Consider the following 13929-nt stretch of genomic DNA (forward strand, 5'->3'; position numbering starts at 1 on the left):
ATTTATGTAGTACCAACTTGGCGACAAGAAAGAGTATATCAAATAGATGATAGAATGGCAATACTTAATTTTAATTTTTTAAAATGAAGCTGTTTGCTGCAATTATAAAACGCATGTTCACTTATGATTTGTAGCTAATGTATTCAAAACCAGAATGTTCATGCATATTTTATTGCAAACTAACTTACATTTACTTATAATAACTTACAAAATCGAAATTACTTTATACCAAGGGAGCTTACTTATGTACCAGGAAGAACGAATGCTACAGATCCTTCATTACTTGCGGCTTCACAAACGCATTTCGGTAGACGATATTTGCGAAATTTTTAATGTATCCCGGGATACGGCTCGTCGGGACTTGGTTAAGCTGGAGGAGCATCAAAAGATTATTCGCACCCGCGGCGGCGCTCTACTCCCTTCACTCGATCACGATTCTATTAGAAGCTATAATGAAAGACTACTCACTCTATCCACGGAAAAGCAAGTGATCGGACAACTGGCCGCCAGCATGATACGAAATAAGGATCGCATCATTTTGGATTCCTCTACTACCGTGCAGGCGTGTGCAGAAAAGCTAAATGTGCAGGAATGCTCGGTCATCACCAATTCTATTAATCAGGCTGACGTACTCTCTGGCAAAGACGGTGTCTCCATTCATCTCTTGGGCGGCCGCCTACAAAAAGAACACCGCTATGTATACGGCTCCTCCGTCATCGCCACCTTGTCCCACTATTTTGTAGACAAAGCTTTTATCGGGGTTGGAGGTATAACAGCCCATGGACTGAGCGTTGTTCATGAAGAGGACGGTATGCTGATGCATCAGATGATGAAGCAGGCCGATCAGGTCATTGTCCTTGCCGACCATTCCAAATTCGGACAAAATTTTCCTTACCGCTTTGCCGACCTGTCCGAAGTCAATATTGTGATCACCGACCGCTTGCCAGACCCGGATATGCTGGAACTTCTCCAGCGTCATGATATTGAAGTTATTGTCCCCTCATAAAACGAAGATCGCCAGTTCTAGTTCAAGCCCCATACAAGAGTATAAAAAAGACAGGAGATGGAGAAATGAAACTGTTTGCAATTGATCTGGATGGAACGCTGCTGAATGAGGAAGGAAAAATAAGCAAAGTGAACGCGAAGGCCATACGCCAGGCACAGCAGCAAGGCGTACAGGTGGCAATTGCTACCGGCAGAGCATCTTATGATGCCTGGGTCAAACTGGAGGAAGCTGGACTCGCAGCCCCCGTCATTGGAGCAAACGGGGCAACTGTGCATGATATACACCGCCGTCAGCTTGCCTCTATCCCTATGGATCGGGAAGAGACCTTTGATGTGCTGAGCTGGCTGCGCGAACATGATTTTTACTATGAGGTCATGACAGATCGGGCTATTTATTCTCCGCAAAACGGACATCAGCTGCTTGCGGTGGAAATGGATCGCCTGTTAAGCACGAATCCCGATATTCCATTGGATACTCTATTGCAGGCAGCCGAAAAGCAATATGACCAGACAGGACTTACTCACATCGCCTCATACGAGGATATTCCACAGGATACGCAGATCTATAACGTACTATGCTTCTCCTTTGATCAGGCCAAGCTGGAGCGGGGACGTGAGCGTTACCGGAATTTCGGCAGCCTGAATATGGTCATTTCTTCTGACCATAACTTTGAAGTCGAGCACAAGGATGCCTCCAAAGGTAACGCTTTGCGTTATCTGGCGAATCACCTGAGCATTCCCATGCAGGAGGCCGTAGCGATCGGAGATAGCTATAACGATATTTCCATGCTGACGATGGCAGGAAAAGGCATCGCCATGGGCAATGCCAAGGACGACATCAAGGCGGCCTGCGCCGAAGTGACCCTGACCAATGCGGAGGATGGTGTCGCTCATGCTCTGTTGAACATACTCAAAACCGTCGAGGCTGACACTGTGAATTAGAAGTCATTGGCTGCGTGCAGCTCAGGCCACATGGTTCCTCATACTGTACGCTGCACGTCGTCTTTTTATATGAACGGGTTCAATCTACCACTATTTTTTCAAAACAGGTATAGAGCAAAAAAAGACGCTCACAAGCATCATTCCGATGCATACAAGCGTCCTTTTTCTGTGTAAAACCAACGGAGAGAGAGGGATTCGAACCCTCGCACCGCTTTCGCAGCCTAACCCCTTAGCAGAGGGTCCCCTTATAGCCACTTGGGTACCTCTCCATGGCTCCCCGAACAGGACTCGAACCTGTGACAACTCGATTAACAGTCGAGTGCTCTACCAACTGAGCTATCAGGGAACATTACTGTAAATGTTCATACAGTATAGTTACTTTACCATGATTCAAAAGGTGCTGTCAAGCGCTAACAAACGAAGCTTATTTCCACATGCACCACATCGGTAACGCTGTGGATTCATTTTACGCTTCCGCAAGTATTCTTGTCCACAGGAGACGCATACCAGCTTGTAACGATAAGGCTGCGGCTTTCGTTCCAATCTTTCCGGCAGAGTCTGGCAATGTCTGCTTCCTCCTACACGGGCCAGCCATGCTTTGAAATCGGCATCCCGATGCCGGTAACCCATTCCACGCAAATGCAAATGATAGTGGCACAGCTCATGCTTAATAATTTTTTCAACCTCAGAACGTCCGTAAGCAGCAAGCTGATGTGGGTTGATTTCAATATGATGACTTTTCATAAAATACCGGCCACCTGTTGAAGACAGGCGCGCATTGAAGCTGGCTTGATGGCGAAACGGCACGCCAAAGCTCTCCAGTGAAATATGCTCCACCCACTCCTGAAGCTCTTGATTGCTCATGGCAGGCTTCATTGAATTGTTCATGGACCTGGACTCCATCCTTCTCCAATCTCCTCCTTTACTCCGTACTGACAAGCATATTACAAAATTACAAGCAAAGTCTAACCCGATCCATAAGCACACTTTAGGTATCCATCCCATATGCTAGACATACAGAAACACACGGAGGGGGAGATTGACTTGCCTCAATGGCTTAGCAACCAGCTCATGCGGGCCTTTTACAAAAAGGACCTTCGCCAAATCAAGCTGCTGAATGACTGTTGGTTTTTTTATCATAAAGCGCCTGGTGTGGAGTTTGATGCCAACAACGGCTAAACGAGAGGAACTTCAACAATGAAAGCCGGAGCCTCCGAAAAAGTTCGGAGATCCCGGCTTTTGTTATTTCCTCATAAGAAGTATATGCGGCTTCTTATAAAATATTATGCCTGAGATTGCACCTCTGCTGGGGGTTTCATCGTCAGACCTACTCTTCCTTTTTTCAAATCGACATTCAGCACCCATACCGTTACATTATCACCGACAGATACGACATCCATCGGATGCTTCACAAAGCCGCTGCGCAGCTGTGAAATATGCACCAGTCCGTCGCTTTTAATACCGATATCGACAAACGCGCCAAAATCAATGACGTTGCGAACGGTTCCCTGAAGCTCCATGCCAGGTGCCAAATCCTCGATCTTCAGCACATCCTTGCGGAATACCGGCAACGGCAGTTCATCACGCGGATCACGTCCCGGACGCTGGAGACTCTCCAAAATATCGCGCAGCGTCGGTACACCGACTTCCAGCTTCGCAGCCAAGGACTCAATATTGGACACGTTCAGGGCTTCGGCCGCAGCCTGGGTACCCAGATCATGAGCATTGATCCCCAGCTCGGCCAACAAGCGGTCTACGACCATATACGATTCAGGGTGAATCGGCGTGCGGTCCAACGGATTTTCGCCACCGGGGATACGGATAAAGCCAACCGATTGCTCGTAGGTTTTGGCACCCAGACGAGGAACCTTTTGCAACTGCCGGCGGTTGGTAAATTTACCGTTTTCCTCACGGTATTTAACGATGTTTTTGGCGATCGTCGCGTTAATTCCTGCTACATAGGACAGAAGCGCCGGAGAAGCGGTGTTCACATCCACACCGACATGGTTCACGGCCGATTCTACAACGTCCTTCAAGCTTTCGTCCAGATGCTTCTGCGACACATCATGCTGGTACTGGCCTACCCCAATGGCTTTGGGTTCAATTTTGACCAGCTCAGCCAGCGGGTCCTGCACGCGGCGCGCGATAGAAGCCGCACTGCGCTCGGCCACGTCCAAATCCGGAAACTCCTCCTGCGCCAGCTTGGAGGCGGAATAGACGCTCGCGCCTGCCTCGTTGACAATCAGATACGCCAAGTTGTTGTCGCCAATCTCCGCGATCACTTCAGCTACGAATTGCTCTGTCTCACGTGAAGCGGTTCCGTTGCCAATAACGATCAATTCAATGCCGTATTGGGCAATCAGCTGCTTGAACTTCTCGGCAGCCTCACGCTTCTTATTGTTCGGCGGTGTCGGATAGGTCACCGCCACTTCCAGCAGCTTGCCCGTGTCGTCGACGACCGCCAGCTTACAGCCTGTCCGATAAGCCGGATCGACACCGAGTACACGGCGGCCTTTGATCGGAGCCTGCAGCAGCAGGCTGCGCAAATTGCCTGCAAAGATGGAGATGGCCTGCTGCTCGCCCTTCTCCGTCATTTCAGCACGCACCTCACGCTCAATCGATGGCGCGATTAATCTTTTATACGCATCCTCAATGACGCTGCGCAGCAGCTCTTCCACAGCGGACGGGCCTTTAATCACTTGGCCTGCCACGTAATTGTAAATCGAATCTGGCGCTACCTCCAGTCCGACTTTCAGGATGCCCTCACGCTCCCCGCGATTAATCGCCAGAATGCGGTGCGGCGGCATTTTCTTCGCCAGCTCACGATAGCTGTAATAGTTTTCATACACAGACTCTTGCTCGGCATCCTTCGCTTCGGAGGTCAACATGCCATGATCGAGCGTATATCGACGCACCCATTGGCGAATCGTCGCATCGTCTGCAATATTTTCCGCTAAAATGTCCAAAGCTCCCTGAATCGCTGCCTCGGCACTTTCGACTCCCAGCTCTGCATTCACATAGCTCTCAGCTTCTTTCAAAGCGTCTCCCTGCTTCGGCTGGCTCCAGATCCAGGCGGACAGCGGTTCAAGTCCCCGTTCCTTCGCCACGCTGGCGCGGGTTTTGCGCTTTTGCCGATACGGACGATACAAATCCTCCACTTCCTGAAGCTTGACCGCAGAGGTGATAGCAGCCTGAAGCTCTTCTGTCAGCTTGCCCTGCTCCTCAATGATGCGGATGACCTCTACCTTGCGATCCTCTAGGTTACGCAAATACAGCGCCCGGTCTTCAATTTCACGCAGTTGGTTTTCGTCCAGCTCTCCTGTCATTTCCTTACGGTATCGTGCGATAAAAGGAATCGTATTCCCTTCATCCAGCAAGCTGATCGTAGTCCGGATTTGCTTGATCGCCAGCGACAGCTCTTTCGCCACTTGTTTGACAATCCGCTCCTGGCGTTCTGCTTCGTTCGGCTCCTGTCCGATTGCCATCTTCGTTTCCTCGTTAGACAAACCTATCCCTTCTTCCTTACAGCTCTTGTCATACACTATGTCTTTCATTATCACAAAAAAAGATTCAAAGCGCCAGCAGGTGACGCGAAAGCCAGGCCCTGCCTGCATTTTTCCCCGAACATGCAAAAAAGGACAGCGCCCAAGCGCTGCCCTTTTCCCGTTTCACTCATCGTTCCAGTATGCTAAAAATCAATCAAGCCAAGACTGATTTGTAGCGAATCGCTCACTTTGCGCATGGTTTCTTCATCCAAATGGGTGATTTTATCGGTAAGCCTTTGCTTGTCAATCGTCCGGATTTGCTCCAGTAGAACGACAGAATCGCGATCAAAGCCATGCGTCGCCGCGTCGATTTCCACGTGTGTGGGCAGCTTCGCCTTCTGAATCTGGGCGGTGATGGCTGCCACGATCACGGTGGGACTAAACCGGTTGCCGATATCATTTTGAATGATCAGCACAGGTCTGACGCCACCTTGCTCGGAACCGACTACGGGTGAAAGATCTGCAAAAAAAACGTCGCCGCGCTTTACGATCAATATGGATTACACCCCGCTAACTGTACGGCCCAAGGTGCTGTTTGCATCTTCCTCCGCGTGAAAGGCTTCGGATGCCATGGTCAAGTTAATTTTAGCCATTTCCATGTATCCACGCTGCATCGCTTCACGAATGTAACGTTTTTTACGTTCGCCTACATACAGCTTCATGGCCTGCCTAATAAATTCACTACGGTTGGAATTTTCCATCGCTACGATCCCGTCCACTTCCTGCAAGAGATGATCTGGCAAGCTGATCATTATTCTTTTGGTGTTCTGCAAATTGGCCAACTTCTCTTCCACCCCCAAAACCTTGTCGCCATTGTACCATTATTACGTTATTCCCGGTAATTTATTCAAACGGAACACAAAAGAATGTATATGACATTTGTATATCAACTATGCTGCATTCCATTATAAACTACGCTGTTCGCTTTCGTACAGGCGTTGGATCCCCGAAATACAAGTGTCAGCGGAGCCTAGTTCGTCTTTTGACAATTATAGCCCTTTTTTCTTTCCTTCTGTACATATTTCGAGATGTTCTGCGAAAACTCCTGCTTATGTCAGGGAATTTGCGTGATGAAATTAATTCCAGCGAGTTGGAAGGAGCGAATTTACTCGACTGACAGGAACATTGTCGCGTGTATATATACGCGGGACCCTGTCTGCGATCATGCAGATCACCTCATAGTGGATCGTACCAAGCTTGGATGCCAGCTCATCCGCCGCAATCGCTTCACCGGACTGCTGGCCGATGAGAACAACCTCTTCGCCGATTTGAATTTCTTCCGCATCCTCTGCGAAAGATTGTAAGGATACCATACACTGGTCCATGCATATTGTGCCGAGTACCGGGACGCGGCTACCGCGTATCAACACTTCAACCTTTCCACTCAGCATACGGGAATATCCGTCTGCATAGCCGATCGGCAGGGTACCAATGTGCTCCTCCGTGGAAGTCACATACCGGGTGCCGTAGCTGACTCCCCAGCCTGAAGGAAGCGTCTTGGTATAAACCAGCGCCGTCTTCAAGGACAACACAGGCAACAGTTGAATAGCTTGCCGGTTCACCTCATCAGACGGATACAGACCGTAAATACCGATGCCAATCCGTACCAGATTAGGGGAAAAGGAAGGGGTATCAATGGTGGTCGCGCTGTTGCCTGTATGTACAATGGGAATGGCAATGCCCTGTTCCCTTAGCGCTTCCACCACGCCCCGAAACCGATCATATTGCAGCAGTGTATAGCTTTTGTCTTCTTCATCCGCACGGGCAAAATGGGTATACAAGCCCTCCAGCAGCACTTGCTCCAACTGCTCAGCCTGCCGGACAAAGGCAACAGCCGTTTCTCCGGGCAGCAGCCCCAGTCTTCCCATGCCGCTGTCTATTTTGATGTGCACCTTCAGCTTGCGCTCGCTTCCTTTGCGGTCCAGTCGGCGGATACCCTCCAGCACATCCTCACTGAACACAGTCAGTGAAATGTCATGCTCCCATGCCGTTTGTACGCCTTCCGGCGAGGTATAGCCGAGTACAAGGATTGGCAGTTCAATCCCCGCATGACGAAGCTCCAAAGCCTCATCCAAAAAAGCGACGCTCAAATAATCCGCACCAAGACGTTCCAATTCCTTTGAAATTTCTACGGCACCGTGTCCGTAGGCGTTAGCCTTGACACAGACCAGCAACAGCTTATCCGCCGGCAACGCCTTGCGAAAAGCTTCATAGTTGGCGCCAAGGTGATCCAGGTTGATTTCGGCCCGGGTCGATCTGTATTGTGCTTGCAAAATCCAGTCACCTTCTTCAATTGTTAACCTGTAACAAAACCTATTATCATTTGGAATGTTGGAAAATCCATACTTCCAAAGGTTAATGGTAATGTTCAGAAACGTGGCTGTCAATAGCTGGGGACGTTTGCCAGCATCCTCTGCCATGAACGGGCTACAAGCGATGCACACCACTTAGACCGCGAATGGGCAAAAGACGGATACGGGCGGTAGCAGAGCTTTTTACACTCTAAACCGTCTGCATCCGTCCTATAGGGTTTTATTTACCCGATTGATCCTGCATAGAAGCGGCAATTTGTATCATTTCGCTCACAGGTAAGTCAGCACTGGTGATTCGGAACTCGATGCCGTCATTCATCCAGGTCAGGGTTTGCTGCTCGCTGCCTGTCAGAACGGCAAAGCTTCCACCAATATCAATCAGCTCACCGGCTGTCAGCGCGACTGCCCGATCTATCGGACGCGCCTCCACAATCGTGTAGTTATACGTTCCGCTATACCGCAGCATTACCGCATGTGTACCGTTATCCTCCAGCTCCGGCGTATCCTTGATCTGCACGCCGGCTGGCGTATAGGACGGTTCGATCAACCCGAATTCACCCGTCATGGCTTCTGCAGCATCCGGGTCCGCCGATGTTCCGGCCGCTGCATCATCTGCTTCCGTATCTTGCTGCTCTGTGTTGGCTGTTGTATCTGGTTTTGAAGTATCGCCTGTGGCAGCTCCGCCCACCTTCGCTTCGCCTGACGGCTGCTGGGCCGCATTTTCTGCTGCTTTCTGCTGCTGTTCGGGCTCACCGGACGTCACACCCGTCACACCATCCATTGTACCGGAATCGAGCTGACTGTTGGAATCCACCACGCCGGAAGATGGCGCCCCCTTGCTGCCCGTATTCTTTTTATCCGAAGCCATATTGCGCTCCATATCAAAAGAGTCCTTGTCGAACTTTGCATCAAAATCAAATTGATCAAATTTCAGGTCGACCACCACCTTGGCGTTCGCATTCGAAACCTGAACTTGAGTGGGGGCATAGTTGCTTTTGGACAGCCATATCTTTTGTCTTACCAGCGCATGACTGTTGTAATTGGCCGCCACATCAAACACATAGGCTTTATCATCGGTTGCCAGTTGACGAGAGGCATCACCGATAATGCTGCGAATCAGCGTTTCATACAAATAAACCTGGCCCTGATTGTTCGGCCAGTCGCTTTTGAAGCGGAAGCTCTTGTTCAGGCTGGGTGTCAGTACAAATACACCCTCATCATTGCGCAGCACGATCTGCGTAATATCTTTTTTCTCGTTCGTCATGGCAATTCGATAATAGGATGGCTTGCGGTAGGAAATATCCACCTTGTACTCCTGCGGCGTGTCGCCGGTATGCAGCGTCATCAAAGCTGTACCGTGGTAGCTGTTCAGGTCGCTCACCACGTCACTCAAATCCTTAACCACATCGTCTGCGCTTTTTTTGCCGCACCCGGCCAGCAGCAGCGTTACACACATGACCATGGCAAGCATCCATGAAATCCGGCGCATGTCATCAACCCCTTCAGCACATGTTTTAAATGAATTAGTACATGTCTATGAAGGACTTGTTCGATTTATGCAGACTGGCATGACAAGCCTGATCATCAAGCCTAAATCATGGATAAAGATGCCAAACAAAATGCCCAAACCAACAATCAAGAACTGACTTGTATTTGACCGATCAAATGAACTTGCCACTGCATTCCCTCACTGAGCTGCGCTTGAATCATACCAAGCGGCGGCGGCTGGAATGCAAACGGCCTTTACACGAAACCGCCCGTCAGGCTGGTTTCTCTTACGAATGAGGACTGATTGTAAAATACTACATCATTCCCCTTATACTTCCATCATCCTCCAGCAACATGTGCTCGGCAGCCGGGGATTTAGGCAGTCCAGGCATCGTCATCGTATTACCCGTCTCTACGACCACAAAGCCTGCGCCTGCGGATAAAGAAACGCGGGACACGTGAATCGTAAAGCCCTCCGGTGAGCCCAGCAAAAGATGGCTGATCTGAAAAGGAGTATGGTGTTTTGGCCATACATACAGGCAACTGCCCGAAACCAAGCTGCTCCATACCGGACAACTCCCGTTTGGCCTCAGGAGCATACACTACATCTGCTGCGCCGTAAAGTTCTTTGGCGATGACGCCAATTTTCGTCTGTAAGTCAAGCGCGTGATCATACAAAGGTGCAAAACGAGCTTTGCCCTCCTGAAGCGTGTGCAGCAGACTTTGAGCCAAGCGTTCTCCCCCGCGGCTACCCTGTGCCCATACCTGGGACAACTCGACAGGTACACCCAGCTTGCGGCATTCGGCCCGAATGAGCTCCAGTTCGGCCTCACGATCTGTTGCAAAATGGTTAATGGCGACCAGTACAGGCACACCAAACTTTTGCAAATTCCGTACATGTCGGTTCATATTAGCCAAACCAAGCTTTAGCTTCTCCAGGTTCTCCGCATCCAGCTCATGTTTAGAGACACCGCCGTTATATTTCAGCGCTTTGGCGGTGACGACCAATATAGCCGCATCCGGCTGCAATCCGGACTGGCGGCACTTAATGTCAAAAAACTTTTCCGCTCCCAGTTCGGCCCCGAATCCGGCCTCTGTGAGAACCACCTCTCCCAGCTTCAAAGCCAGCTTCGTACCGATCAAGCTGCTGCATCCATGAGCAATATTCGCAAAAGGTCCGCCATGTACGATGACCGGCGTCCCCTCCAGCGTTTGTACGAGATTGGGTTTCAAGGCATCCCGAAGCAGCACAGCCATGCCTTCCACCGCGTTCAGTTCCTCGGCGGTTACCGCTTCACCCGCTTCGTTATATCCAATCACCATCCGGCCCAATCGCGCTTTAAGATCGTTCATATTTTCACTTAAACATAATATCGCCATCACTTCCGAGGCTGAGGTGATCAAAAAGCCGCTTTCTCTCACTGTTCCATTACCTGTTCCCAGTCCGGTTACGATACTTCGCAAGCTTCGGTCGTTCATGTCTACAGCCCGTTTCCACACAATCTGTTCCGGCTTCAACCGCAAAGCATTCCCATGAAACAAGTGGTTATCAATCATCGCTGCCAGCAAATTATGCGCGGCCGAAATCGCATGAATATCACCTGTGAAATGCAGGTTAATGTCTTCTGCCGGAACAATCTGGGCCAATCCTCCTCCGGTTGCCCCGCCCTTCATACCAAAGCAAGGACCAAGGGATGGCTCACGCAGCGCAGCAACGGTTTTGTGCCCCAGCGCATTCAGCGCCTGGGCTAGCCCAATGGTCGTTAGCGTTTTCCCTTCACCCGCCGGTGTCGGATTTATTGCCGTAACCAGCACCAGCTTTCCATTCGTGCGATCCTTCAACTGCTCCCATAAGGACGGATTCAGCTTCGCTTTATATTTTCCATACGTCTCCAGATGCTCTTCTTCAATACCTGCTTCTTTGGCTATATCAATAATCCTCTTCATTCTTCGTTGTGTACCCCCCGTTTTTGAACCTGACAATGATGTCAAACACTTCGTATTTCATTTTACCAAAGTACGCCGCCAAATGTGCTATGATTCATTTCATCGGGAGCGTGATCATGTGAGTTATTAAAAAAAGAGCATCCCCTGTCCGCAAGGACTTTTGATGCACACTCTGGCAGTTCTTGTTTAACGCAAACTTTTACATTAACCTGTCGCGTTAGTAGCGAATTTTAATATGTAATTGTATATGAAGCAAAATACAAAGTTGGACGCCCCTACTTATTTTCTCAAACATTTTGTAAGCTATAGTGCTTTTCTAACGCTTCTTTAAAAGTATCAACAGGATACTGGTATTAATCCGTTTTAAACACGATCCGGTTGTTACACTGATTTTTTTCCAGCTCACACCCACGCTCCATATCCAATTCTTTCATTATAAAAATAATCTCATTCAAGGTTTTCATCACACTATAGTTGTTCGTCGTGCTGGCCAGCATCTGCTCGCCCTCGTGCGTGTATGCCTTGATAATCTGTTCATCAAATCCTTCGCTGATCATCAATTTCTTCAAGGCTTGGACAAAAAGAACCGGCAGTTTTTTATACTGCGCTTTCTGATCCTAAACAGCGTAATGCTAAAACGGGTTACATCATGCATAAACACAATACTTTTTCTCCGATTCAGTAAAAACAAGCTGGCATGCCAACTATTTAAAGGCGGATAAACTATAAATGTTCTACTAATTCATTATATTCCAAAACAATTCCTCTACTTTTTATTATCTCTTTTAAATACTCCGCCTTCTTGCCATTAGCTCTTCCATTCTCAACTGCTGCCATGGGATAATCATAGTCCCGTTCTTTATCAGGCAGCAACATCCCCAGGTTATGTGTTGGGATATTTTTATGGAATTCCCCTTCAATTCTCTATATAATTCAGTACAGTTCATCACACGAGCTTAATCCATAATTAGGGGTGTTACACACCTATGTTACAGCATATTTTACTTATTGAAGACGATACAGCTATTGCCGAAATGCTGCTCAAGGCACTTACCAAGGAAGGCTACAAGCTCACCACCGCTTCTGACGGTGAAGAAGGATTGCTTGCCTTTGCTCGTCACACCTACGATCTGGTTCTGGTGGATTTGATGATGCCGAAGGTGGATGGCATGGAGGTCATCCGGCGAATTCGCACCAGCAGCGCTGTGCCGATTTTGATTATGTCTGCCAAAGATAGCGACGTAGATAAAGCGCTCGGATTGGGGTTTGGTGCGGACGATTATGTCGCCAAGCCCTTTTCGATGCTGGAAATGACCGCACGTATTCAATCCGCGATCCGTAGATCCACTACTTATGCCCGTCAACAGCGGCAGGAGGAGCAGCCGAAAGCACAGATTTTGAGCTACGGCAATCTGCATATTGATTTTGATCATTTTACGGTCATACGCAATAAAAATGAAATCCAGCTAACAGCCAAAGAGTCCGATATTCTTAAGCTGTTTGTAACTAATCCGAACCGTGTATTTACGAAAGCTCAACTATACGGATTTATCTGGAAAGAGGACTATATGGGCGACGAGAACGTGATTAACGTCCACATTCGCCGCCTGCGCGAGAAAATTGAAGAAGATCCGTCCCACCCTATCCACATTAAGACGCTATGGGGTATCGGTTACAAATGGGAGAACGGTTGATATGAATATCGGAAACCTTTCTGAATGGATTGTGGTCGTCATCCTGACCGTCATTATTTTATGGCTTTGGCGGGAGCGTATGGCCTATAAGCGCAATATAAAGGATATCCGAACCCTGCTGGAACGGATTGTGACGGTAAACCATGCGGAAAAGCTGCTATATGTCACGAGGGACACTGAGCTGCAAAGGCTCTTGACGGAAATCAACCGTCTGCTGGACTTGAATCTGAGAGTATCTGCGGATTATAACCGAAGCCAAATCGCCATTCGTAAAATGATTTCAAACATTTCACACGATCTCAAAACCCCGCTTACGGTAGTGCTCGGATATGCCGAGATGCTGGATGGTGATCCGACTATTTTACCGGAAGAACGTGCTAAGCTGCTATCCAAAGTTCATCAAAAAACAAGCGAAGCGATTGAACTGATCGGCAGTTTTTTTAGCCTGGCGAAGCTGGAGGCCAATGATACGGACATTCCACTGACACGGCTGGAGGTGGGAGAACTGTGCAGACGCAGCATTTTGGAGTTTTATGATCTGCTGACCGCACAGGGATTTGCTGTGCATATTGATATCCTGGAGCATCCTGTTCATGCCTTGGGGAACGAAGAAGCGATTGGGCGGGTACTGAACAATCTGATTTCTAATGCGATTCGCTACGGGGCTGACGGTCGAACGTTGGGACTGACTCTAACGGAACAGCAGGACACAGTGCGTATAGAAGTATGGGATCGTGGCAAAGGCATACAGGAGCCAGAGCAGGACAAGGTTTTTGAGCGCATGTACACACTTGAGGATTCGCGCAATAAGGCGGTACAAGGCAGTGGACTGGGACTTACGATTGCCAAACGCCTGGTCGAGGCGATGAACGGGGAGATTCAATTGACCAGCAGGCCTTACGAGCAGACGGTCTTCTCTTTTACTTTGAGGAAAATCAGCTATTAACTATTGATTGAACTTAATAAATTTGTAAGAAACACGAAAGAGAAATGAAC

Annotated in this window: 12 protein-coding genes, 2 tRNA genes and 2 pseudogenes; 5 read left to right on the forward strand and 11 right to left on the reverse strand. The window is 48.9% G+C overall.

Features of this window, described 5'->3' with window-relative positions; all coding sequences use genetic code 11:
- Positions 1 to 244: 244 nt before the first annotated feature.
- Entirely contained in the window at positions 245 to 1006 is a 762-nt protein-coding gene (locus tag JO375_RS22300) for a DeoR/GlpR family DNA-binding transcription regulator (protein WP_229526513.1), read from the forward strand.
- Between the two features lie 65 nt (positions 1007 to 1071).
- Positions 1072 to 1947 (forward strand): Cof-type HAD-IIB family hydrolase, encoded by an 876-nt coding sequence (locus tag JO375_RS22305; RefSeq protein ID WP_229526514.1) that lies wholly within the window; start codon positions 1072 to 1074, stop codon positions 1945 to 1947.
- A gap of 180 nt (positions 1948 to 2127) precedes the next feature.
- On the opposite strand, the gene JO375_RS22310 is transcribed toward JO375_RS22305, so the two are convergent.
- From JO375_RS22310 to JO375_RS22320, 3 genes are all read right to left on the reverse strand, one after another.
- Positions 2128 to 2216, reverse strand: a tRNA-Ser gene (locus JO375_RS22310).
- Position 2217: 1 nt separating this feature from the next.
- Positions 2218 to 2293 (reverse strand) — tRNA-Asn (locus JO375_RS22315).
- 44 nt (positions 2294 to 2337) lie between these two features.
- On the reverse strand, positions 2338 to 2850 hold the full coding sequence (locus JO375_RS22320; protein WP_229526515.1) for a SprT family protein: 513 nt from the start codon (positions 2848 to 2850) through the stop codon (positions 2338 to 2340).
- Positions 2851 to 2991: 141 nt separating this feature from the next.
- On the opposite strand from JO375_RS22320, the gene cmpA reads away from it, so the two are divergent.
- Positions 2992 to 3126 (forward strand): cortex morphogenetic protein CmpA, encoded by a 135-nt coding sequence (cmpA, locus tag JO375_RS22325; RefSeq protein WP_229526516.1) that lies wholly within the window; start codon positions 2992 to 2994, stop codon positions 3124 to 3126.
- Positions 3127 to 3230: 104 nt separating this feature from the next.
- Here the strand turns inward: cmpA and JO375_RS22330 are convergent, their stop codons facing one another.
- From JO375_RS22330 to JO375_RS22365, 8 genes and pseudogenes are all read right to left on the reverse strand, one after another.
- Positions 3231 to 5453 (reverse strand): Tex family protein, encoded by a 2223-nt coding sequence (locus tag JO375_RS22330; RefSeq protein WP_322098771.1) that lies wholly within the window; start codon positions 5451 to 5453, stop codon positions 3231 to 3233.
- A gap of 182 nt (positions 5454 to 5635) precedes the next feature.
- The gene (locus JO375_RS22335; protein WP_007429335.1) at positions 5636 to 5986 is read right to left on the reverse strand and encodes a type II toxin-antitoxin system PemK/MazF family toxin; all 351 of its coding nucleotides are present in this window, start codon (positions 5984 to 5986) and stop codon (positions 5636 to 5638) included.
- Between the two features lie 6 nt (positions 5987 to 5992).
- Entirely contained in the window at positions 5993 to 6274 is a 282-nt protein-coding gene (locus tag JO375_RS22340; protein WP_007429334.1) for a CopG family ribbon-helix-helix protein, read from the reverse strand.
- Between the two features lie 294 nt (positions 6275 to 6568).
- Complete coding sequence (gene alr, locus JO375_RS22345; RefSeq protein WP_229526517.1) at positions 6569 to 7765, reverse strand: alanine racemase; 1197 nt, start codon at positions 7763 to 7765, stop codon at positions 6569 to 6571.
- 259 nt (positions 7766 to 8024) lie between these two features.
- Positions 8025 to 9293 (reverse strand): outer membrane lipoprotein-sorting protein, encoded by a 1269-nt coding sequence (locus tag JO375_RS22350; RefSeq protein ID WP_229526518.1) that lies wholly within the window; start codon positions 9291 to 9293, stop codon positions 8025 to 8027.
- A 313-nt stretch (positions 9294 to 9606) separates the two neighbouring features.
- Positions 9607 to 11239: pseudogene (locus tag JO375_RS22355) on the reverse strand (formate--tetrahydrofolate ligase).
- Positions 11240 to 11592: 353 nt separating this feature from the next.
- Positions 11593 to 11894, reverse strand: a pseudogene (locus JO375_RS22360) (DUF6933 domain-containing protein).
- A 68-nt stretch (positions 11895 to 11962) separates the two neighbouring features.
- Entirely contained in the window at positions 11963 to 12115 is a 153-nt protein-coding gene (locus tag JO375_RS22365) for a hypothetical protein (RefSeq protein WP_229526520.1), read from the reverse strand.
- Between the two features lie 110 nt (positions 12116 to 12225).
- Between JO375_RS22365 and JO375_RS22370 the strand changes: the two genes are divergently transcribed.
- Both JO375_RS22370 and JO375_RS22375 read left to right on the forward strand, forming a co-directional pair.
- The gene (locus JO375_RS22370; RefSeq protein WP_229526521.1) at positions 12226 to 12933 is read left to right on the forward strand and encodes a response regulator transcription factor; all 708 of its coding nucleotides are present in this window, start codon (positions 12226 to 12228) and stop codon (positions 12931 to 12933) included.
- Between the two features lies 1 nt (position 12934).
- Positions 12935 to 13879 (forward strand): sensor histidine kinase, encoded by a 945-nt coding sequence (locus tag JO375_RS22375; RefSeq protein ID WP_229526522.1) that lies wholly within the window; start codon positions 12935 to 12937, stop codon positions 13877 to 13879.
- Positions 13880 to 13929 lie beyond the last annotated feature (50 nt).

Origin of the sequence: Paenibacillus farraposensis (assembly GCF_020736845.1) — a bacterium.
In the GTDB taxonomy this organism is placed as follows: domain Bacteria; phylum Bacillota; class Bacilli; order Paenibacillales; family Paenibacillaceae; genus Paenibacillus; species Paenibacillus farraposensis.

Excerpts from the sequence above, each read along its gene's own strand:
- JO375_RS22300 (WP_229526513.1), top strand. The coding sequence starts at position 245 with ATGTACCAGGAAGAACGAATGCTACAGATCCTTCATTACTTGCGGCTT.
- JO375_RS22305 (WP_229526514.1), top strand. The coding sequence starts at position 1,072 with ATGAAACTGTTTGCAATTGATCTGGATGGAACGCTGCTGAATGAGGAA.
- JO375_RS22320 (WP_229526515.1), bottom strand. The coding sequence starts at position 2,850 with ATGGAGTCCAGGTCCATGAACAATTCAATGAAGCCTGCCATGAGCAAT.
- JO375_RS22350 (WP_229526518.1), bottom strand. The coding sequence starts at position 9,293 with ATGCGCCGGATTTCATGGATGCTTGCCATGGTCATGTGTGTAACGCTG.
- JO375_RS22365 (WP_229526520.1), bottom strand. The coding sequence starts at position 12,115 with ATGTTGCTGCCTGATAAAGAACGGGACTATGATTATCCCATGGCAGCA.
- JO375_RS22370 (WP_229526521.1), top strand. The coding sequence starts at position 12,226 with ATGTTACAGCATATTTTACTTATTGAAGACGATACAGCTATTGCCGAA.
- JO375_RS22375 (WP_229526522.1), top strand. The coding sequence starts at position 12,935 with ATGAATATCGGAAACCTTTCTGAATGGATTGTGGTCGTCATCCTGACC.